A 21,332-nucleotide genomic window follows, 5' to 3' on the forward strand; every position below is an offset into this window, starting at 1 on the left:
TGCGAACTGTGCGTGGAACTCCAGCTCGAGAATGAAGACTATTCAGTTATTGGGCCAGCTCAGGAAGTCGCGCAATACTTCGCAGCTGGAAATAGTACCCTGTCAGAGAATGAAGCCAACTACGGCCAAATTGAAGTTCTCGAAGACGAACTGCGCAAATACGGTGTCGCATACACGTATCGCTATGGGGATGGTGGTGAATATGAGCGTGGCGGCGGCTATTGGTCGCCTGAAGAGCCAGACGAGCATTACGAATATACCGGCGACGAACCTCAGGTCTCCCGATACGCAATTGATGAAGCGTTGCAGGAGGATGACCCGATATCCGCTGTCCGGCGTCTCGCCGACAACGCAGAGCGTATGACCGGTTCGCACCTTCCCAAATTCTCCATACATCCAGACGCTCTGCGGGCGGCGAAAGAAAATGGTCTTCTGCCTTCGCCAAATCCCGATGGAACACAGTCCTATCGAGCCACGGTGAAAGAGGTCGTTGAAGTAACAGTTTCGTTCGATGCTTTCCCTGACGACGATCTGCGGGCAACTGCCATTGAGGCTGCTTCCCAGTCTCACCCTCGCACTGAGACGGTAGTAGATCGGAAAGTTGTAGAGATATCCATATCATGACCAACTCAGTAAGGAACTACCCTTTTGGGTCAAGTCGGCATTCAGAAATCTCGAATACACCCTGATCACAAAACCAAACATCAATCGGTAGGCGATGCACCCTCACAGTCACTTTCATTCTTTGAATGTGGTTCGCACAGGTTCGTTCGCTTCGCCGGCATATCAGGATCACTCCAGCATTCCGCCGCGTTAGAATTGCGTAATTCAAAGCCTGACCGATCGATTCCGCCCATTTGTCACTCCAATCGACCTCGATTGCATGTGACTTGGTAAGACAATCGACACGCACCTTCGAATTTCGTTGCCGATACGCCGCCTCAATCGATCCGGCTAACTGCGTACAATAGGCACGGTTGTAATCGCCTTCTTTCGGCTTGCGAACTTCCTGAGCCAAGGCATACGTCGAAAAAAACAAATAACAGGCACACAAAAAGAACTTGTTCACATCAATCCCCTTCGAAGATCACGACCACCCCTGTGAAGGGCTTCGAGTGACCGCTGTGGGCAGAACATAGCCTTCCATACCTAACCCTTACAATCACATCACGGAGAATTCTCATGGCTACTGTCACCGTTGACAGGGCATCGACCCTGCTTGGCCATTTGGTGGACGCCAACATTCCTGCCCACCTTTGGGGCGCACCCGGTATAGGCAAGTCCGACACAGTCAAGGCGCTTGCAAAGGGTCGAGGCGCAGACCTGGTCGACATTCGCCTGTCCATGTTCGATCCGGTCGACCTGCGCGGTTTGCCGACCATTACCGACGGTTCCACCAGCTGGCTGCGGCCTGCCATTTGGCCAAAAGAAGACAAGCCGACAATCTTGTTCTTTGACGAGATGGACCGCGCTGCGCCTGCCGTTCAGAACGCCGCGCTCCAGATTGTTCTCGACCGAAAGATCGGTGAACACAAGTTGCCCGATCAGGTCCGGATTATTGCGGCTGGCAATGGTGAGACCGACCGTGTCGGCACCAACCGCACCTCAACAGCTGCCAATGACCGCTTTGCCCATATCCAGATTGAGCCAGACGTCGATGCTTGGAAGGATTGGGCCTATCGCGCCAACCTACACCCGCTCGTAGTGGCCTTTGTTTCCTTCCGCCCTGATCTCTTGCACTACACGCTCAATGAACAGCTGAAGAGTGACCGGAGCTCCAAGACACGCCCCACCCCCAGAGGGTGGCAGGATGTTGCCAGCTTCGCAGATCATCCGGTTGATATTCAAGCCGATCTGGTGGCAAGTCGGATTGGTGACGGACCTGCGGCAGAGTTCAACGGCTTTGCGCAGATCTTCCGAGAACTGCCATCGCTGGACGGAGTAATTTCTGACCCAACGGGTTCAGCCATTCCGTCATCCCCCGGCGGCCGTTTCGCTATCGCCATCGGCTTGGCGATGAAAGCGGACCCAAGCAACTATGCCAATATCCTCACCTATGCGGATCGGCTTCCCGGTGACGTTGCTGCGATGCTGGCCATTGATGCGACACGGCGTGACCCCGGCCTCTCTCACACCAAGGCACATATCGACTTCCTTGCCCGAAACAAGGAACTGTTTCAGTGAACCAGCGATCGGAAGATGTCCTTGTCCAAGTTGACCAAACCGGCAGTGGTTCAGGCTTCACCACTTTGGCCGGCCTACGCATTCCAGAAATTGCCTTTGCTCCGCATCGGGGCACCTTTGTCTCCGGGGCTGGGGTTGCTGCAAATGAACCTGCAGCATCGCTCCTGTCGGACCTCCACCATCATGGGATTACCGGTCCAATGAGGATCGTCGCTCCCGGCAAATGGAGCTTGAGCGGCAGTTTCAAGATCAAGGAACTGGAACACGATACAGGCACCTCCAGAGAAGATCGGATCAAGGTACTTCTCTTGGGTGTTGGGCCCGTCGAACTCCACCCTCATGAGGCAGACACATGAACGTTCCAATCAAACCCGCTGGCGGCCGGATTACAAAAGCCAGAACCCAGCTGCTGCTGCGCGAACCCTTTTTCGGCTGTATCCTGATGCATCTGCAGGAAGAAGCCAGCACCGACTACCCAACCTTTGCAACAGACGGAACCACCCTCTTTTACAATCCTGATTACGTGGATCAGATCACCGATGAAGAGATCAAGGGTGTTCTGGCGCATGAGGCTATGCATGTCGCCCATAATCACCATACCCGTCGCGGGCATCGAAACCCGGAAGACTGGAATGAAGCGTGTGATCTTGCCATCAACCCGGATTTGATCGAGCAAGGGTTTCATATGCCCGGCCAACCTGCCGTCGACCCAAACTTTACCGGGCTATCTGCTGAAGCAATTTATGCCCAAATTCAGGTGCAGAAACAGCAAGACCAACACAAGGCGGCTGGACAAGGAACCAAGCCTTCTACATCCCCCGGCCTTGGCGAGGTCAAAGACGCAGCACCTGCTCATGACCCGGCTGCCCTGAAGGCTGCCGCGGCCAAAGCGCAGACCATGGTGCGTCAGGCCCGCATGATGGCACGCAAGAAACAAGGCGGTTTGTCTTCATCTCTGGAACGCCAGATCGAAACCATGGTGGAACCGGTTGTCGATTGGCGTCAGATCCTTCGCTCATTCATCGATGACAGACAACAGACCGACTTTTCATGGCTCCGACCCAATCGGCGATTGATCCCTCAAGGCATCTATATCCCGGGCCAGATCCCGGACGGCATTTCTCATGTTGTGCTGGCAATCGACACGTCCGGCTCAATCGATCAGAACGCTCTGGCATCCTTTGCGTCTGAAATTGAAGCCGCCATTCAAGATGGTGCGATCCAACGGCTGACCGTTGTCTATGCGGACCGGGAAGTGAAAGGCCATGTCACCTTTGAGGCCATGGACGACTTCACAATCCAACCGGTTGGCGGTGGGGGAACATCCTTCGCCTCTACCTTCGAATGGATCGAAGACAATGCCGACGATGCCGTCGCAGTGATCTACTTCACGGACCTTGTTTGTCGGGACTTCGGCATGGAACCCCACTGCCCTGTTCTGTGGGCCACATGGGGCGATGAACGTCGCTTTCCGGAACTGGCTGCCGCCGCTCCCTTCGGCGAAGCGATTTTTCTGTCCAACAGATAGGAACCATTTCATGATGACAAATGAAGACCGGGTCGATGATATCGGCCCGAGCGTGGAAGACTTTGCCCTGCGCATGGGCCTTTCAATCGAAGTCGAGCCAGGAGACGTTGCAGGCGATTTGATTGCCGCGGTCCTCCACTGGCTTCAGGCCAACACCGATTGTGAAGAGCACCCTGATCCTCGTCTGGCCGCATTGGATGCGGCGCGTCGAGGGATCGGCCACTACATCACCGAAACAAACATCGACTACAGCGCAGAAGAAGTCGACGAGCTTGGGCCTGACAGCTTTGTTGCGATCGATGCCAACTGCAACGGCCAGAGATGGCTTGTCACTCCCCATATCAAACCAGACATTTCCGGAGAGCCCTATGCCTGAGTACACATTCTCGGTCGCTGCCGATTCTCGCAATTACTTTGACGTGCAGATTGTGGCTGCCAATCCAGATGAAGCCAAGCGTATGCTTCAAACGGAGCTGGCTGAAAGCTCAAACCTCCATGTGTTTTCGGTAGAAAGCGCTGGCGTCAAACAAGAGGTTGGCGAAGACCTCGCGCTTAATAACGACCCGATCACCAAAGACTACACCACCTTGGAAATGGAAGCGGCCCTGTGTGTCTGGGAATGGATCAACGAAGTCACGTTGCTCGACCATGAAACGAAATCACCTGAGTGGATTACACTTCGGGAGAACCTTGGTTCTATCGAACTTCGTCACAAGTCCATGGATCTTGGGAAATGGTGCCTGAAGGTCTTCGACATTTGCACAAAGGACGATCAGGATATTTTCGAGGGCCACCCTTACGACTTCGAAGTCATTCCGGCCATTATGAGCTTTGTGGAAGTCGAGACTCACGACTACACCACTCCTGCCCCTGAGCAGGTTGCTCCAAAGCTGCTGAAAAAACTCGGCATCCACGTCCCCGAGACCGGTCCGGGATACTGGAAGGAAACACCCGAAAAGGATCTGGATTTCTTCCAGGAAAGAGCTGCCAACGAAGGTTTCTTTCGCAACTACGAAGCAGTGTCACTACGGCTCACCAAAGACACCATTTCCTCTCTACTTGTGGCAATGGATAAGTGTCAGGCCATGTTTAGCAGTGGGGATCACATTTTTGTCGAGACAACCTTTCTGGATAAGGTTGCCCCCGATATGGAAGTCATCACTGCAGACAGTGACCCGGAATTCGACATGAACTTCCGCCACAGCAGCACGAACACGATTATTCGCTGCTCTTCATCCGGCGCCAGTGTCATCTTTCAAGCGAACGACATGCACACCGCCGACTGCATAGTCACCGAGGAACTTTCGGTGAGACAGTTACAAGACCTTTATCGGCAGCTCAGCTGATTCCAACCCAAACCGACCAGTTTCCGCCGGCCATGAGCCGGTTTTTTCGTTTTCAGGAGCAAATTATGCAGACAACTATGCCAGAAACTCACACTGCCCTGCCCGCTGTCATCCCTTCCAACGAAATCATCATTGACCGTGCCGACTTTCTGCGTGCTGTCACGAATGCAAAACAGATCGCAGATAAGCCCAAACCCAAAGAGGCCATCGGGCCAAACCATTATCTTTATCTCTGCAGCACCGGAGGCGGAATATCGGCTACGGCAACCGACTTTGACACGGTGACAAGCACCCTATGCAAGGGGGACGCCCCCCAAGACTTCTTTGTCGCCCTTCCGGCCCACCAACTATTTGGTCTCATTGCAAAGGCTGACCCATCAAGAAATGTGGTGCTCGCCTGCGCACCTGGCATTACCGAGCTCACGATCGGTGCGATTTCGGTCGATATCGAAACACCGGACTGGAGCCTTTGCGACATGCCAGTGGTCGCATTCCAGCACAAGATGGTCACTGCCGAAACCGAGTTTCTAATTCCCACCCATGTGCTACGGGATGCATTCCGCAAGACACTGCCATCTGTCAGTACGGAAGAGGTTCGCTACTACCTCAGAGGCGTCTATCTACATGCCTATAATGGCAAGTTTCGCGCTGCTTCTACAGACGGACACCGCCTCACGATCTTCGAAGACGATCTTCCACCTGGTGTTACCGACATACCGCCGATAATTATTCCGACCAAGGGAGTTCAGGAAGTTGTTCGGATGTTGTCGAGGAAAGGAATCGACGCCTCCTCACAAGTGAAGGTCATTGTCGATGAGGCAGGCGTATTCTTCCAATTCGGTGACTACGAACTTCTGGCAGTCAAGGCGATTGACGGCACCTTTCCTGACTATCAGCGCTTAATCCCAGCAATGCCCGTGAACTTTGTCAGTTTCGAAGCGCAAAAGATGGAGGATGCGCTGAAAGCGCTATTGAGCATTAAGCCCGAATTCAACCGCGTTCTGTGCTCCTTCGAAGAAAGCGGTATTCATCTGTCGGTTTCAACAGAGGAAGGCGCAAAATCTCGCACCAGTTTGAAAGCCAATCTGGAAGGCATTGACCCCATACAGATTAAATTCAATGGGCAATTCATCTCCGATCTAATGAAGCTCATAGAGGGCCGAGCTCGTGTCTGTATCGATCACAATAATCAGCCTGTCGTATTGCAGGACGTAAGCGACGACCGGATGACCTACCTCGTCATGCCCCTGAAAATCGACGGATAAAGGACGATCCCATGAATGCTATTGTCCCACGCCAAACGGTTGAACAGGTCGTTACCGCTCGAGATCAAACCCTTGAGAAATACGAACATGCCTTTGAAAAAGTTGAGGAAGCAAACGAAGCCTTGAAAGAGGCTCGCGCTATGTGGAAACAGGCCGCACCAGATTTTGACGGTCGCTACTACGAAGCCGGTCGAGAAGCCGAATCCTTCTTCAAGGTCGTTTCTATGCCGGATCGATATCAATATCTGGCAACAGCAAAACGTCTAGTCGATATCACGGTGTGGCAGCATGTCGTGAGCATCTCCGGCATTGAAGACCTGATGGATCGGAACGAAAAAGAAAAGCTCCGAGACCAGATGAAGTACCGGGCACCGCATCAAAGGTCAGCAATGGAGGTTATAGACACTTTGGAGCGCTATGCAGATGACGCCGAAGACCCAAACGAACATGGAATTGGGTTTCGGATTATCCGCCACTTCGAAAGGGAAATAGAGGCCCTGGAAGATCACCCCGAAATTCTGGAAGCGCTTTCCGGTGAAGGGGTTGATCGTATTCGGGCTGCCAGTCGTCGGATCTTGGATTCTGTCGCATCAATCTCAGGTGGGTCCGGTCTCCTAGAGGGGCTAACGAATACCATCCAGAAGCTGGAAGAATGGGTTGCAACACCGAAAGGGTTGCCGCCTGTTACAGTTGATAACATCATGGCGACTTTGACCGGGCTGTTGGGCCAGTCAAACGACATTTTCCTTCGTGGTATTGCCAACTCTTTTTCCAGTTTGGACCGGCGCTTCCGATCCCACGACGGCTTCAAGATTGGTAACCGCATTATCATCACCAGACTGTGCGATGACTGGGGGTATGTCTCCCACGGCTATAAGGAAGATACCTTTCATGATGTGGAACGGATCTTCAAACTGCTTGATGGCGGCAAACCCGGAGCACTCTATGGCAGCATTCTCGAAACTGTTCGGCGGGAGCGATTGAAAGGAACCCGTGCGCACCAGTCAGAGCATGAAGGAGATTACTTCAAAATCCGTGTTTTCAAGAATGGTAATGCTCATCTTTGGTTTACCCGCAAAGACCTCCTCACGAAGGTCAACAAACTGTTGGCCGAATATTATGGCGAAGTCGTAGGCGATGGGCAGTGCTCAGAAGAAGACCCACTCTTCAACCAAAAGACCACACCAGCCAAACGCTATGGTTTTTTCCCGACACCGGACCCTGCAGCTGACCGTGTACTGGAGAAGGTTGACCTCAGACGGGGCATTGATGAGCCGGAACTGCGTATCTTGGAGCCTTCCGCCGGGACGGGACAGCTGGCTAAGCGAGCAACGCGGAAAATTGCAGCAAGACACAACTACCGTGTAGAAGAAAACGGTCGAACGTCATGGGAATCCACTGACTACACATGCAAGGCGCTGGTCGATTGTGTGGAACTGCAGCCCCACCTTGCCGATGATCTGGAAAGCACGGGCCTTTTCAACAGGGTCATGTGCGCAGACTTTCTCAAACTGGACCCGGCCGTCACCGGATTGTATGACCGCGTTATCATGAACCCACCATTTGATCGGGAGCGAGATATTGATCATGTAGTACATGCTCTGTCATTCCTGAAACCGGGTGGGACACTGACGGCTATCATGTCGGCAGGAACAGAGTTTCGAGAAACAAAAAAGTCCAAGGCCTTCCGTGACTTGATCGGGAAAATGAATGCAAGAATGCAGGATCTGCCAGAGCGTTCGTTTGCTGAGTCCGGAACCAGCGTCAACACACTGGTCTTGCATATTAAAAAACCTGCAGAAAAATAAACGGAAAAGGCACACCCGACCTCAATCGGGTGTGCCTTCTGACAGGTGGCCTACCTGCCCGCGCACCCACCTCGCGCGTTGATTTCGTCAATAACCTCATCATTCACCCTTCGATATTTCTCCGGGTCGATAGCTTCCCATCCCTCCCAATTGGATTTGCGGAAAGAGAGCCTCCGAGGATAAGGGGTGTAAACAACATAGGCCGCAAGATCATCCCTCTGTAATTCTATCGTGGAAAGATAAACTTTAACTTCGACTTGGTCGGATTCTTTTGTTTCATAAATTCGTTCAGCTTCATATTTCGCAATTTCTAATGCTCTGTCAGGTGATAATGGACCGAGAATTTTGACCTCGGAGAACTCAACTTCTCGAAGATCACCATAATCGTCCGACTTGAGATAGTTCTTTGTGGATTGATCAACGATACGACACTCAATGGCGTTCGCTTCTATAGCGAAAAATGAGGCCCAAACTCCCAAAAGAAAACCGTACTTCAAATGTGCCATCCGCACCTCCTTGTTGAAATTAGAAGTCAATAAAACGAAAATTTCGAGTATTCTGCAGTCTAAGAAAACACGACCTCACTTATCTGACAACCTGTCAAATCGGAGCACTTTAATGGAAGACAAAGAACTATTTAATGCTTGGGTGGCCTCACTTGGCTTCAACGAACGGGAGCTCCGATCTGCTGGGGAACTCCTAGGTTTTGACAAAAACCAAATCTACGCTGTAAGAGCTGGAAAGCGTCCACTGAAAAAGGCTGAGAAACTCGCCATGGCTGCTGTCAAAGCTGAACTCGCAGAGTGGGCTCCTGAGCACGATAAAAATCTACTCGCATTAGGACTATTGAAGGAGACCCTTTTCGACAAAGGCAGCGACAAGACCGAAGCAGCCTAGCGGTACCACCTGGAAAACAGGCTTTCGAAGCTCAGATAATTGTAATGCACAGCAGCGTGATCCAGAGCACGCAACGTCTTCTCAAGAACTGTACGGTCAACTGAGGCGCGGACTTTTCTCTGCGCTTTTTCGTCCACTTTGATAACCTGGACCTTATCCGGGCTGCGAAATAGCCATTTATCCAGCCAGACAACATCATCAAGGATCTTGTATAGATAACTGCTCATCGACGACTGTAAGCGGTCCAGTGACATCATTGCAGTCAGCTTTACGTCAGCGATTGGTCGCGGACCGGACCCTGAGTTAGGCACCCCGTCCAATTCAGGCGAACGTAACAGCGTAATCTGGGCCTTCTCCATGTCCTTTCGGAATTCAAGCCCTGCATACCAACGAAAATTTGCAATCTCAGCGGCGACCGCTTCCTCTTCGTACCTATTGTCCTCAAACTTACCGGAGAACATCAGCCATTCGAACGGAGCTGCATTGTGATCTGAAATAACAACGCTGTCTCGAGAAACTCGCCAGTCAATTGGCCGCCCCTCCCGACCGCCGTGCTTGTTTTCCCGTTCGCTAAATTGGGACACGAAAGGTTTAGGATATGGATTGATGGACTGACCATATATACGTTCGACCATGTCGTAGAACTTGCGCCGACGTACCTCAAATTCCTCTGACCGGGCGTAATGAAAAGCGAGCGGCTTCGGGTTCACACGATGCGGCCAACCAAAGCTGTGAGCGCATCGGATAGATTGAAGTGCTTCGGCAGCCTGAACTGCTTTCAAAATCTGGTTCACTCTCACTTCCCCTTTTGGATTGAGGCTTCCGATTGGAAGGCAAATGGTACTCCAGATAATTTCAGCACGTTAATACCGTGCAATAGATAGCTCACTTCCTCTTCAGTCAGGTTCAGGGCTTTGCATTCAGCGCCATCAACCAACCGCAACTCCAGTTCCTTGCCTAATTCTTCGCTCTTTCGAACCATGACGTGGCGCATGATCGGTTCCTATTACTTGGATTTTTGCTCTGTTACTTTCCGTCCCATTTGGGAAAGTCTCACACGCTTTCCGGTTTTGGGATCTACCCATGACAGTGGCTTGAACCCTTCTTCCGTCCGTCTGTTACGTCTTTTTCGTTCTGCAGCCCTCTTGGGTAGTAACCAATTTTTCGCCATTAAACGTCTCCGCTCTGTTTGGTTGAGGTGCTCGTGTCAATCACAAACGCAATTGCGGTTCATTTTCACGGATTTTGAACCACAAACTCGGCATAAAAACTGCGAATTTATTGTTCCAACTCGGCTAGATCAGTTTCGTAATCTTCTACGAGAGCTTGGAATGCTTCCTGCGGATTTTGTTCGGGCGCGCACTCAGCTATTACAACGTCGGATACGTTTTCTATCTGGACGAACATGGTCCCGTCTTCATGGGCAACTCTCCCGGTGTAACCTCGGTGCTCTATGATTGCTTCCTCTTGGTGCATCGCCTTGCCTACTGCCCCTGTCCCGCCCCAAGCGGTTCAATCTTCCAATCGAACACATTGAGACGCCCACCGCATTGTAATTGCCCATCCGTCTTACGGTGGATGGACTTCAGAATATCCAAACGCCTTTGGCGTTCTCGGTCACTCCAGGCACCACGCCCACGGTATTTTGAACGATTGATGAGGCCACTGACCTGGCCTTTCGTCAGCCCTAGGAACGCAGCGATTGTCGCTTCCGCATGCCCCTTCACCCACAGCACATAAATTGTGAAAACGATGTCATCTGAGTGCTTCTGTTTCGGCATCACATCACCCGTTCAGTTCTTCAATCCGAAAGGCTGGGCCATTGAAAATAAACTCTCTCTTTTCCCCACGCGCACCGTTCCGGTTCTTGATCATGGTCAACTCGCACTTGCCCTTGGCCTTGTTGTATTTGTCGAGCCAAGAGAGAAAATCCTTGTCTCCGCATTCTTCTTCATAGCTGTTGCAATGGGGTTTGCGATCCTTGAGCCATTCGTCACGGCGCACTGTCGCGATGACCCAGTCAGCGTCCTGCTCAAGCGCACCGCCGCCATCAAGATCGGACAGATGAAGAGAAGGATCATCCCGGCGCTGCGCCTGCCGTGTGACCTGTGAAAGAAGGACAACTGTAATTCCAAGTTCCTTGGCGAAGCTCTTGCACTCGGACGTGACATGCTCCATGCGCTCGAATTTGTTCGAGAACCGCGCGCGGCTTCTGATCAATCGCAAATGGTCAATGAAGCAGGAGCCTATTCCGTAGCGGTGCTTCCACAGCATTAAGCGTTCGTAGATCACTTCCAGTGCCAGTTTTGGCCGGTCATCGATGTGAATGCGTTCCTCGGACAAACGCCTTTCGGCTTCGGTAATGTTCTCCCGATCAAAAAACTCATACGTTCCCGAGATAATCGATTTCAGGCCAACCCCGGATTCACTGGACAGCACGCGAGAGCTCATCCGTTCGTGATCCATTTCGGCTTGGAAGAAACCAACCGGATCAAAATACTGCCACCGGCGCGCCAACTGCATGGCAAGAACCGTTTTACCACCCCCTTGCGGGGCCGCGATTGCCCCGAGATCTCTTGGGAACGCTCGACCCATGATTTCATCAAGTGTCGGTAGACCAGTATCGCATCCAGGTACTTGATCCTGCTCGTTTGCCATAAGACTGGAACGCACAGCAGCGCTGACACTTTGCCCGAGAGTGACACTGGGCTCCGCTTGAGAGTTCAAATTGATGCCATCGACCCGCTCTTTCATCGCACACAGAACGTCGTAGGAATCAGCCCCCGGTTTAGCGAGCTCCTTTTTGACCCAGTTCGCGGTTTCATCCAGTGCCCGCGCCCGCCATGCATCAACGATGATGTCGACAAAATCCATAGGTGAAACAGTCTCGCCGGACTGACTTTCCCGCAACAGGGCGGTTAGATAATTGAGCGTCAACAGTCCATCGCGACCGTCTTCCTCATATTCGTCCCCGATCCGTGCCACCAACAAATTGAGGGAAGCCTTCTTGCCGGCAGACAAGATGCTTCCCATGGCTTCATAAATCCTCTGATTGATTGGGCGGATAAAATGCTCAGCCTTCAGTGTTTCGAGAACTTCAAAATAAGCGGAAGGATTGTCGAGCAATGATCCCAGTACGGATCGCTCTGCCATGATCGTCTGGTGGACCTTGTCGTTATTCTGCATGAGCTTGGAAAGTCTCCCATAATTCAAGACCATCGCCGAGCGCCGGCATCTCTTGAGGCACAACCTTCAGGCCAACAGCTGTTTGTTTTTCTAGGCAGATGGCAGCGGACCGCGCTCCTGGCGGCATGGCAGTCTGGTGCCGGTTTTTCTGGTAAACCGCCTTGTCTCCGTCCTGAAACAGATCAAGACGCTCAACGAAGGACGGGGCTTGAAAGGCTTCCATCCCGCCAGTGGAAATGCAGGCCCACATCGGGAACCGGCAATTGTGCAAAAACCAAAGACCAAGCGCCGTTTCCGGCCCTTCCATCAGGCCGACCCTGGGGCCATCGCCCCCTATCCGGCAAACTCCGCCAGCGTAACTGCCATAGGTTACCTTGCTATCAAGGTCAGGGCGTTCGGTTTCCAGCTTGCGGCCATCTTGAGACAGGAAGATCCGCTGCATGGCGACGACATCCCCGAATGGATCGCGGATGAAAAAAACAATGGCAGGAAAGTCCGGACCGTACCGAACCAGCCGCTTGTTCTCGTAGACACGAAGCGGGTCATATTCCAGCGCCGGATGAAAACCAATATGCGCTCGCTGATCAGATGGCCACTCGCTCATCGGCGGGAGCTTGCGGTGGATCAGGTAAGCTTCAGCCAACGTCCCCTTCAAGAGTTGACACTGTTCAGCCACTTCTCTTGCGGTTTCGGCGCGGCGCATTTTCCGCGCTTCTGTTTTCTGTTGCTGCTCTTGCTGTCGCCTTGCGTTAGCTTCCCGGCGTTGATTGATCTTCCGCTCACGCTCCTGTCGGTCCTCATCGGATTCGGTCCTCTTCTTCTCGAGGCCAAAATACTCCCGGCACCACTCGTAAGCGCGAGCATAAGCATCACGGCCCTTGTGGTTGCCGGTCAACTCATAGGCAACGTAGTTGATTGGGGCACCGCCGATCTTCTGCGAGTAACGGCGCCAACTCCCGCGGTCCCCACCCTCCAACTCCATTTGGTAGGATGAGGCATAGCGGGTTCCGGTCTTTTTCGGAGTTAGCAATGCCAACTTGCCAACCTTCATCCAATCAGGATGGAACCGGTCCAGCACCCGTTCAAGGTTGGAATAAAGCAGTTGGTGAATTTCTTCTGTATCATCGACAAAGGGCATGGGGGCGTGCTCTCTGTCTATCAGGAGACAGCAGAGAACAGCGTGCCTTCCGGCTCTGCCTGCAGCTTCAAGTGAAGTGCAATGCAAAGCGCCTCAGCAGCGTCCCCGCTTTTGGTCTCATGCCCTCTCGCAAGAGCAGTTTCGCGGGCTTTCTTTTTGTACCAATCACGTCGGTTTTTTGCTTCCACTGTATGGGGAGGCTTTCCAATCCCGACAGTTCCGCGCCATTCATTCGATGGCACGTAGACTGGCTGCAATCCTCGACGGATACAAACTGTGGACATGAGAAACGCAAGGCTGATCAGGAAGTGTGTCACTTCAAAACTGGTGCCACCAACCTTAACCTTCTTCTTGGCTTCACCAGCAAACATTGTCGCGTGGTTGATTTCTGTTTTGGTCCGCTCGAGAGACCCGGGTTGGGGCTGCTCGATGGCGATGGTATCCGGCTTGTGCTTGACCAGCCATGCATCCAGTTCGCGCTGATACCAGTCGCCAACCTTGCCGGCATATGCGGCGTCGATCTTTCCCGCAGGAAGTTCAAAAGGACGTTTGATCTTGCACCGCATAGTGCCGGAGGAAATCCCCTCCGGCGTGATGAGACCCCACCCGGTGCAGGTCTTGGAGACGTCCAGACCGGCATAGCGGGTCATTCCATCCCCTCCTCGGCCATTGCGTCTTCAAAGTCATCTTGGCCATCACTTTCTGAATTGTCATTGCTGCTTTCAGGATGTTCACCCTTGATTACCGAGGTTTCCGCCTCCATCGAAAGCACAAGATCACGTTCGGCGCGTCCGCGGGCGAAGCCTTCAATCCACTTTTGACCAGCCGATGTCGCCAAATCATGAGGGTTAGCCGCATCCACTTCACCCAAACGGCCCGCCTTCAACCCGTCAGCAAAAGCCTTTTCATCGATTGGAGTACGGTCTGGTTCCGTGCTGATAAGATCCAGAAGCGACGCCTGCTTCTGGCGAACATCGAACCCTGCTGCCTTTAGATATCCCAGCGTCAATGTTGTTTCATCGACAAAGTCCTGCACTTTGTCATCGCTATCACTGGAGAGAAGTTTCGCAGCCTGTTTGAATGCGCCTTCGTTAATGTCGAGCTTTCCTGCCTTTTTCAAAATAGCGCTAGCATCACCATTGGCAGAAGCAATGCTCTGGCGGGCCTTGTTGTACTTTTGCATCAAGACTAGAACGACAGCATCTTTGGGCGGTTCGTTCTGTTGTGTATTCTCTGCTTCACTCATGACATTTGCTCCAATTTGGTTTTGTTTGGGAGGGAGGAAGTGACTTCAGAGGCAAGGACCGAAAGGCTGACAAAGCCCCTGCCCCCGACGGCTTCAAACTGACTAAATTCTGAGCGTATGCGCTGAGCCAACAACTGGTCGGGCTCTGCGTTCCATGTGTCTAATACCGCTTCAAAGCCAGCCCGCGTTATCGCTACGCCGGTTTTGGCAGACCGGAACAAACCCGCATTTTCCGGCCGTTCATTCACGTAAGCCCGGATATGACTAAGCAGGTCTTGATGCGCACAGTGCAAAAGAGTGCAAATGCTTTTTGAGCTGACGAAAAAGCATCCGTTTTCCAAATAAACGAAGCTACGCGACAACGGTGGATTCGGTGCCATGGTCTCACTCCAGAATGAGGCGCCCCTGACCAGCAATTTCAAGCTCTCGCAAGGGATCCTTGCGCTGCAGCAGTGCAGACTTCCGGCCAGTTTCTTGAAGGTCAGTGGTGTCAAACTTTGTCGCTTCGATACCAGCGACATCCCAACCGTCTCGGCTTTGACGCCCAAAAACATCAACCCGGAAATAATCGGGGCGAACTAAGCGGCTGATCAGATCGTAAAACTCATCCGGTTTACGGGAGTGTTCTCGCACACATCCCTCAAACTTGGATGGAAAGGCCTTGTGGAATGGGTTCCCGATGGTCGCAAGGTACACTGTCTCATGCATGGACCGTGCTCTGTACCCAGTCCCCATGTGCTGTTTGCCGTTGACCGTGCGCTTGTCCCAAACAAGCTCGGTTTTGTATGTAAATCCCCAAGTATCAAGCAATGCCTGCTTATGGCCTGGGCTCATCCATGAACAAACCCAGAGCAGAAGAAGGCAGTTGTCGCTGGCAAGTTGGCCGATGGGGAGATCGAGGATTTCGTCAAAAGACATTGTGTCATAGTGCGCTTCAGCGCCACGCAACTTGCCTTTGTTGGAATAGGTGTCGAAATCCCAAGGTGGGTCTACCACGATGACGTTGTAGCGGAAGAGTGGAAGGTCGTGGACTCGTTGGACGACAAGAGCTGGGAGATTTTCCAAAACGGCCCCCATAGTAAACTAAGCCGTACCATTGAAGGTTTCCGCACTCAATTCAGACTTAAAGGCTTCGTTCGCGGCGACGACTTCCTCCCTATCCAATGGGGTAAGTTCTACCACCACATCTATGTATTTTTGAGGCAGCGCACAGTCACGCCCCCACTTCAGGACCGCATATTTTGTACGATCAAACCCACGGCGTTCGAGTTCTTCACGTAACTTCTTTGGGCCTCCGGCCAACGAGATCACCTGTTTGAGCGTAAACTTAGCCATAATTAATCCATTAATTTTGCATTTTATCTATTTTATTAGATTTTTTTTCTCTGCAGTCAACTTTCTTTTTTTGTAGATTATTCCTGCATGCCCAACAGCCACAGGAGAACTAGATGGATAATTTGTTAGGGACAGATTTCGAATGGGGATTGCGGGTGCGAAAATTTAGATCTCGCTGGCGCCTGACGCGCGAAGAACTCGCTAAAGAAACTGGTGTAAGCCATCACATAATAAATCGTATAGAACGCGGCGAAGTGCGGGCCCCTCGGGGCAACAAAGGTGCTTTGATTGCTAACTTTTTCAATGTGTCAGAGGAATATCTGAAGACCGGCAAGGCGCACAGTGACGGTGACCCACCCTATGACATCCTCGACCAGTGGGATGAAGAGGAAAAGATCGTGTTCAAACCAGACTCTCCTTACGCCCCAACAATCAAACTCACAGCGACAGAGGACAATCCTTCACTAGAGCAACTGAAACACGATCTAGCAAAGAAATACACGAAGGAAATTTCTGATCGCGCGTTTCAAGGCAAGTTGGGCTTTGAAGAAGGTATAACGATATACGGAATACTATTTGAAACATTGAAGGAGTTTCAGAAAAGCTTCAAAGACTGAGAAATTTTCTCAAATATTTCTGAAATTGATACGTGAGGATATTATGAAGCCAGTCTTTACGAACACCAGCTCAAATAGTTCAATAAATCCTACCCAATTATCAAGCGATCGAGATGTCGAAGTATTTATTTATGACTATGACAGTTTCAAATTCTATGCGAATAAGCTTGGCATTTGGCCATTCATATTGGCTGAGTCCGAAACCTCCTTCGGAATAGCTGAGCCTGACAACCTCCCAGAAAATGAGAAACGTCAATTAATGGCGATATATGAGTACGTAATTTTTGGATTAATTGAACATACAGGGATAAAAAAATGCAAAAAGAATTCGTAGAGCCTGTCAGCATTAGAACATTGGAAACCGGGTTACTTGGAGGCGACCTAACAAAAGACCTTTACAAGACCTGGCTACACGCATCCGGCGTGCTTAACAATGACTTTATTCCTCATATTCCGTTTCTTATACAGCTGGCACCGCACGCTGAAACTGGTGACGTACCCAAAATTTTGAGAGTTGGCCAACGCTCGCTGATGAAAGAAAACTTTGGTGATGAGTGGCTACATGAAACTGAGCAAAAAACAAATGAAGCGTACAGCGATATAGACGAAAATTTTAGGGGTTTCGTGGCTCAAGGCTATCACGACCTGATAAAAACACGGGAGCCAGTGTTGGATGTTATTTCTGCAAAATGTCAACTTCCTGGAAGCGGGCGAACTATTTGGGAAAAGTACACCCGCCTCCTCCTACCCATTGAACTAAACATGGGTTATTGGATGATCATCTGCGCCGCTGAGCGCTTTGATCGGGTCGGATCTTTCGCTCAACAAGATCAGTCAACCCCGCTTTATCATTTCCTACAAACCAAACAACTTCCGGTATCTCAACCGGCGGCACCACCCATCGCAGCGCGTTAGGTCGCAATTCGGTAAATCCATACTTGGTGGCTAAGTTCTTCTGCCGAACATCTTCATCTGACATCAGTGCCCAAATACAATCAGGCTCCCAATGGAGATGTGCATAGACTTGAACAGTCTGGGCGAGAATTTGCCCAACTCTCTTTTCACGGTATTCGGGAGCCACCCAAAGCTCCGCCAAGTATACCGGCTTTTCAGGTGTCACATTCCAGAACTCAGGCAGCGCTGCAGCTAATTGTGCTGCTTCACCATTTTTACCCCTCAATATCTGTGGAAGATAACAAGCTACGTACTGCCGCAGGCTCCAACCTGAGAACTGCCCTCGTTTTCCCGCCGCCAGACAAACGGGTTTTTGTTTTAATTTTCCATTCGGAGTTGTGTAGCCAACCAAAAAAAATACGTCATTACCCTGGAGAACATTTCTATCTGTACTTGTAAACGGCGTCAATTTCTTTTGCGTTGAGCGTAACTGCCTCTCCACTTCAAATACATCATCGACATCCCGTAAATGTATCCCCATTTCTTTTAATTCGTTTATGCTTTGCGAGATGAAGTTACATATATCTATTTTACTTATCTTTAACATGATACTATCTCCTAACTTCCTGCCAACAGACGGGTTCAGGAGCAGCCGGGTAGACGAGACCCATCCCTGCTGCAAAGCAGAGTGAGCCGTCACCCGGGGTTTCTGCCACACAGACTGGGACAGTCGCATTGCCGGGAGCCCGGCACGCGGCTGCGCCCGTTGGCCGGAGGACTTTTTCGACCAGCCGGTCGGTGACGTGGGCACCCTCCTCAAAGACGAGACCCACCAGTGCTATGTCACATCCCATCCTTCGCACTGTTTCTTGGAGCGGTCGGATCGGTCGCCGCATGAACCGCTCATTTCGGAAATCCCATAAAATAGATTTTTTTGCAATACGCTTATTGACATTATCTATTTTATTAGATTTTTATACAGCTATCGAAAGTGGAGACCTCGTTTCCAACCACCAATTTTTTGCCGACACAGGCTCGCCAATCACGTGGACGGGCAACGGTGAGTTCTGGCCTGCTGCTCAGGAGCTGTACTTAAATGAAGATTGTTTCCCTATCCGCGGAGAATTTTAAACGGCTTCGGGCGGTCAGCATCTCCCCCGATGGTAATCTTATCGAATTGACTGGAGGGAATGAACAAGGAAAGTCGTCTATCCTTGATGCAATTTGGGCTGCTATTTGCGGCAAATCTGCCGCCCCTGCTCTACCTATTCGCACGGGAGAGGAAGTTGCCATTATCAAGCTTGATCTTGGTAGTTTGAAAATCACCCGTAAGTTCATCAACAAAACTGACGGCACTACAACAACTTCCCTCGTAGTTGAAAACGAGGAGGGTCATCGTCAGTCCCCACCTCAGAGAATCTTGGACGACCTTACAAACACCCTTAGCTTTGACCCACTTGAGTTCACGCGCTTAGACCCCAAAAAACAGTCATCTTTTTTGCGGTCACTCGTACCGGACTTCAACTTTGAAGAAGCTGACAGGCAAATCCAAGAACTGATGGAAGAGCGGCGGGATACGAACCGTGAGCTTGCCCAAGCAAAAGCGCGTCTCGAAGCGTGTAGCGTCCCAGATGATGCCCCAAACGACCCCATCGATGTAGCCTCATTGATTGAGAGTATGGAAAAGGCAGCAGCTTCGAATGACATGCGTCAACAGCAGCTCTCTCGCCAACGGGAACTTGATCAGCAGAAGCAAAACGCAGAGGCGTCAATAGAGAACTACCGCAAGGAGATTGCGGCTGCCCAAGAACAGATCGAAAAACTCGGGGCCTACTGGCGTGAAGTAGACACAGAGAGTAAGAACCTCCCTCCCCTGCCGATTGAACAAGATCTCTCCGTTATCCGCCAACGCATTCAAGAAGCTGAAGAACACAATCAGATGTTCAATGCTGCGCAAACCAAGGTTCAAATCCGCAATGAATGTGAAGCACTCTCAACGTTGTCATCTGAAAAATCGGCAGCACTAGAAGACGTTCGACGTTCAATTTTGAGTGCCGTCCAGGAAGCTGACCTACCAGTCGAGGGACTGAGCTTCACAACCGATGGTGTGATGGTTGATGACCTCCCCTTTGAAAATCTGAGCCAAGCAAAACAACTGCAGGTCTCAATCGCTGTTGCTGCAGCTCTTGATCCAAAACTGCGAGTGATCCGTGTCAAGGATGGAGCGCTTTTGGGTCAAAAGAAGATGGAGGAACTCTCAGAGTTTGCAGATCAATTCGACATGCAAATCTGGGTGGAAACCGTGGAGTCGGATCGGCCTGCAGCCATCGTTATCGAAGATGGCAGTGTGTCCTCTACTCAACAAGATGCTGAGTGAGAGGCGACCATGAACAGGGTTTTTCTCTTCACACCCGCCAACATGTCGCCTTGGGATGCGGGGCAACTCCAACGATATCTGACAACCTCTAGAATTCCTACCGCTACTCAAGCTGGGATAGAAAAAGACATTTATCTCTACAGGGATAAAGACGCATTTAGTAACGCACCGCACCTGCTCGAAGTTTTGGCGTATGGTGAGCTTAGAAAAACTGCCGAATGGGCAAATACCGCGGTCGTTTTTTCTACAGCTTCCAGCACAGCCCACTTTCTGGCTGGATTGATGCAGGGGCACGGTAAACGGGCAATCCTGATAGCGGACGGCTCTGATCAACAATCCGTCATTGATTGGATTTATCCGGAAGTCGTCCAGGGTTTTGAAGAAGCGTTTGATCTTTTGAAGGGAGCGGCATGATGGGCCTTCCCCTTCCAGATCTTAGACCCGGCGATGAAGTCCCCTGTGGTCTTTATTTCAACCTTGATGAAAAAATCTATCATGCGGACCCGACAGCGAAAGGCTCCAGCGCTCTCAAGGCGATAGCGATTGACCCCGTTGAGTGGAAGTTTGACGACCTCTACGAGGAAGACAAGGACACCGACGCGCTGTTGTTCGGTTCGGCGCTGCACGCACGTATGCTCGAAGGTCAGGACGTTTTCAACGCCAAGTTCTGCCAGAGGTTTTCCCTGACTACTGACGGAATGCTGGTCACCGATCAAGATCTCAAGGATTTCCTGGTTGAGCATGGGCAGAGTGCTGTGTCCCGCGGAAACAAGGCGGAGCGTATCAAGCGCGTTCTCGAGATTGCGCCAGAACAAAAAATCTTTGACGTGGTCAAGGAGACTTATGATCGGGAGAACGAAGGCAAGATCCAGCTGAAACCTCGCTTATGGGGCCAGATAGAAATTGCTTGTCGGTGGGTACAACAGGATCCAACACTCTCGGCGGTCATGGAGAATGGCACCTTCGTGGATGGTGCTCCGGAAGTTTCCATCTTCTACGAGGATCGCGGTCCTGACGGTGATCAAACACCGGTTCGATTGAAGGGACGCCTTGATCGGCTTTTGCGCCACGCCATCATCGATCTTAAGACATTTGCCCCACGTACCAAGGGCGATATCTACCAGCTTGCGCTGAAGACCATCGATTCCATGCGGTACGACCTGCAGGAAGCCGCCTACCAACGATGCTGGCAGATTGCCAAAGCCGCTCACGAAGGTGGCACACTCGATATCTATGGCGATGAGCCCTTCGAGGGGTTCCTCGATGAGTGTTTTGACCGGGACAAACCAAAATGGATTTGGGTCATGGTCAAACGAACCGGTGCCCCACAGCCGTTGGTTCTCGATTGGACGCCTCATTTCGCCAAAGCGGCTGCAGCATCACGCATTGAAGAAGCCATCCGTACCTATCGCTCCAAGCGAGATGAGTATGGCGATGCACAGGAATGGCCCGCTGCTAACCCACCATTCGAAGTCACCGATGACGACCTCCCTACCTGGTTCGGACGATAA

General features: G+C 51.4%; 24 protein-coding genes. 13 read left to right on the forward strand and 11 right to left on the reverse strand.

What is annotated here, in order from left to right:
• The 8 genes from TRICHSKD4_RS16245 to TRICHSKD4_RS28295 all read left to right on the forward strand — a co-directional run.
• Nucleotides 1–624, forward strand: a 624-nt coding sequence (locus TRICHSKD4_RS16245) for a hypothetical protein (RefSeq protein WP_040617039.1), incomplete at its 5' end; no start/stop codon positions are given.
• 558 nt (nucleotides 625–1,182) lie between these two features.
• A complete protein-coding gene (locus TRICHSKD4_RS16260; protein ID WP_009467982.1) occupies nucleotides 1,183–2,184 on the forward strand; it encodes an AAA family ATPase in 1,002 nt (333 codons plus the stop codon).
• Nucleotides 2,181–2,540 (forward strand): hypothetical protein, encoded by a 360-nt coding sequence (locus TRICHSKD4_RS16265; RefSeq protein WP_009467983.1) that lies wholly within the window; start codon nucleotides 2,181–2,183, stop codon nucleotides 2,538–2,540. The genes TRICHSKD4_RS16260 and TRICHSKD4_RS16265 overlap by 4 nt, the downstream gene beginning before the upstream one ends.
• On the forward strand, nucleotides 2,537–3,712 hold the full coding sequence (locus TRICHSKD4_RS16270; protein ID WP_009467984.1) for a VWA-like domain-containing protein: 1,176 nt from the start codon (nucleotides 2,537–2,539) through the stop codon (nucleotides 3,710–3,712). Before TRICHSKD4_RS16265 ends, TRICHSKD4_RS16270 begins: the two co-directional genes overlap by 4 nt.
• A 10-nt stretch (nucleotides 3,713–3,722) precedes the next feature.
• On the forward strand, nucleotides 3,723–4,088 hold the full coding sequence (locus TRICHSKD4_RS16275) for a hypothetical protein (protein ID WP_009467985.1): 366 nt from the start codon (nucleotides 3,723–3,725) through the stop codon (nucleotides 4,086–4,088).
• Nucleotides 4,081–5,058 carry a hypothetical protein gene (locus TRICHSKD4_RS16280; protein WP_009467986.1) on the forward strand — a complete coding sequence of 326 codons (978 nt, stop codon included), beginning with the start codon at nucleotides 4,081–4,083 and terminating at the stop codon, nucleotides 5,056–5,058. The genes TRICHSKD4_RS16275 and TRICHSKD4_RS16280 overlap by 8 nt, the downstream gene beginning before the upstream one ends.
• 65 nt (nucleotides 5,059–5,123) lie before the next feature.
• Complete coding sequence (dnaN, locus tag TRICHSKD4_RS28290) at nucleotides 5,124–6,323, forward strand: DNA polymerase III subunit beta (protein ID WP_009467987.1); 1,200 nt, start codon at nucleotides 5,124–5,126, stop codon at nucleotides 6,321–6,323.
• An 11-nt stretch (nucleotides 6,324–6,334) separates the two neighbouring features.
• A complete protein-coding gene (locus TRICHSKD4_RS28295) occupies nucleotides 6,335–8,131 on the forward strand; it encodes a DUF4942 domain-containing protein (RefSeq protein ID WP_009467988.1) in 1,797 nt (598 codons plus the stop codon).
• A 50-nt stretch (nucleotides 8,132–8,181) separates the two neighbouring features.
• Here TRICHSKD4_RS28295 and TRICHSKD4_RS16295 read toward each other — a convergent pair whose 3' ends face one another.
• Nucleotides 8,182–8,637 carry a hypothetical protein gene (locus TRICHSKD4_RS16295; protein WP_040617040.1) on the reverse strand — a complete coding sequence of 152 codons (456 nt, stop codon included), beginning with the start codon at nucleotides 8,635–8,637 and terminating at the stop codon, nucleotides 8,182–8,184.
• A 112-nt stretch (nucleotides 8,638–8,749) separates the two neighbouring features.
• Here TRICHSKD4_RS16295 and TRICHSKD4_RS16300 point away from each other — a divergent pair, with 112 nt between their 5' ends.
• A complete protein-coding gene (locus TRICHSKD4_RS16300; RefSeq protein ID WP_009467989.1) occupies nucleotides 8,750–9,028 on the forward strand; it encodes a hypothetical protein in 279 nt (92 codons plus the stop codon).
• On the opposite strand, the gene TRICHSKD4_RS16305 is transcribed toward TRICHSKD4_RS16300, so the two are convergent.
• The 9 genes from TRICHSKD4_RS16305 to TRICHSKD4_RS16355 form a co-directional block, all read right to left on the reverse strand.
• Nucleotides 9,025–9,822, reverse strand: coding sequence for a hypothetical protein (locus tag TRICHSKD4_RS16305; RefSeq protein WP_009467990.1), 798 nt, complete (start codon nucleotides 9,820–9,822; stop codon nucleotides 9,025–9,027). The two genes, TRICHSKD4_RS16300 and TRICHSKD4_RS16305, sit on opposite strands and share 4 nt — an antisense overlap.
• A 2-nt stretch (nucleotides 9,823–9,824) precedes the next feature.
• Nucleotides 9,825–10,022: a hypothetical protein gene (locus TRICHSKD4_RS16310; RefSeq protein WP_009467991.1), complete on the reverse strand. Its 198-nt coding sequence runs from the start codon at nucleotides 10,020–10,022 to the stop codon at nucleotides 9,825–9,827.
• Nucleotides 10,023–10,512: 490 nt separating this feature from the next.
• The gene (locus TRICHSKD4_RS16320; RefSeq protein ID WP_009467993.1) at nucleotides 10,513–10,809 is read right to left on the reverse strand and encodes a hypothetical protein; all 297 of its coding nucleotides are present in this window, start codon (nucleotides 10,807–10,809) and stop codon (nucleotides 10,513–10,515) included.
• 4 nt (nucleotides 10,810–10,813) lie between these two features.
• On the reverse strand, nucleotides 10,814–12,214 hold the full coding sequence (locus TRICHSKD4_RS16325; RefSeq protein ID WP_009467994.1) for a replicative DNA helicase: 1,401 nt from the start codon (nucleotides 12,212–12,214) through the stop codon (nucleotides 10,814–10,816).
• On the reverse strand, nucleotides 12,204–13,352 hold the full coding sequence (locus TRICHSKD4_RS16330; RefSeq protein ID WP_009467995.1) for a hypothetical protein: 1,149 nt from the start codon (nucleotides 13,350–13,352) through the stop codon (nucleotides 12,204–12,206). The genes TRICHSKD4_RS16325 and TRICHSKD4_RS16330 overlap by 11 nt, the downstream gene beginning before the upstream one ends.
• A 20-nt stretch (nucleotides 13,353–13,372) precedes the next feature.
• Nucleotides 13,373–14,002 (reverse strand): hypothetical protein, encoded by a 630-nt coding sequence (locus TRICHSKD4_RS16335; protein WP_009467996.1) that lies wholly within the window; start codon nucleotides 14,000–14,002, stop codon nucleotides 13,373–13,375.
• A complete protein-coding gene (locus TRICHSKD4_RS28300; RefSeq protein ID WP_009467997.1) occupies nucleotides 13,999–14,598 on the reverse strand; it encodes a hypothetical protein in 600 nt (199 codons plus the stop codon). The genes TRICHSKD4_RS16335 and TRICHSKD4_RS28300 overlap by 4 nt, the downstream gene beginning before the upstream one ends.
• Before the next feature lie 384 nt (nucleotides 14,599–14,982).
• Nucleotides 14,983–15,663 carry an MT-A70 family methyltransferase gene (locus tag TRICHSKD4_RS16350; RefSeq protein ID WP_247642826.1) on the reverse strand — a complete coding sequence of 227 codons (681 nt, stop codon included), beginning with the start codon at nucleotides 15,661–15,663 and terminating at the stop codon, nucleotides 14,983–14,985.
• 18 nt (nucleotides 15,664–15,681) lie between these two features.
• The gene (locus tag TRICHSKD4_RS16355) at nucleotides 15,682–15,933 is read right to left on the reverse strand and encodes a hypothetical protein (RefSeq protein WP_009468000.1); all 252 of its coding nucleotides are present in this window, start codon (nucleotides 15,931–15,933) and stop codon (nucleotides 15,682–15,684) included.
• A gap of 113 nt (nucleotides 15,934–16,046) precedes the next feature.
• Here TRICHSKD4_RS16355 and TRICHSKD4_RS16360 point away from each other — a divergent pair, with 113 nt between their 5' ends.
• Complete coding sequence (locus TRICHSKD4_RS16360; protein ID WP_009468001.1) at nucleotides 16,047–16,550, forward strand: helix-turn-helix transcriptional regulator; 504 nt, start codon at nucleotides 16,047–16,049, stop codon at nucleotides 16,548–16,550.
• 778 nt (nucleotides 16,551–17,328) lie between these two features.
• On the opposite strand, the gene TRICHSKD4_RS30320 is transcribed toward TRICHSKD4_RS16360, so the two are convergent.
• Nucleotides 17,329–18,051 carry a hypothetical protein gene (locus tag TRICHSKD4_RS30320; protein ID WP_139052179.1) on the reverse strand — a complete coding sequence of 241 codons (723 nt, stop codon included), beginning with the start codon at nucleotides 18,049–18,051 and terminating at the stop codon, nucleotides 17,329–17,331.
• Between the two features lie 489 nt (nucleotides 18,052–18,540).
• On the opposite strand from TRICHSKD4_RS30320, the gene TRICHSKD4_RS16380 reads away from it, so the two are divergent.
• Genes TRICHSKD4_RS16380 through TRICHSKD4_RS16390 form a run of 3 tightly spaced genes read left to right on the forward strand, consistent with a single transcriptional unit; the run spans nucleotide 18,541 to nucleotide 21,332 of the window.
• Nucleotides 18,541–19,821 (forward strand): AAA family ATPase, encoded by a 1,281-nt coding sequence (locus tag TRICHSKD4_RS16380; RefSeq protein WP_009468004.1) that lies wholly within the window; start codon nucleotides 18,541–18,543, stop codon nucleotides 19,819–19,821.
• Between the two features lie 9 nt (nucleotides 19,822–19,830).
• Nucleotides 19,831–20,235 carry a hypothetical protein gene (locus tag TRICHSKD4_RS16385; protein ID WP_009468005.1) on the forward strand — a complete coding sequence of 135 codons (405 nt, stop codon included), beginning with the start codon at nucleotides 19,831–19,833 and terminating at the stop codon, nucleotides 20,233–20,235.
• Nucleotides 20,232–21,332 carry a PD-(D/E)XK nuclease-like domain-containing protein gene (locus TRICHSKD4_RS16390; RefSeq protein ID WP_083782818.1) on the forward strand — a complete coding sequence of 367 codons (1,101 nt, stop codon included), beginning with the start codon at nucleotides 20,232–20,234 and terminating at the stop codon, nucleotides 21,330–21,332. Before TRICHSKD4_RS16385 ends, TRICHSKD4_RS16390 begins: the two co-directional genes overlap by 4 nt.

Origin of the sequence: Roseibium sp. TrichSKD4, assembly GCF_000148725.1 — a bacterium.
Classification (GTDB): domain Bacteria; phylum Pseudomonadota; class Alphaproteobacteria; order Rhizobiales; family Stappiaceae; genus Roseibium.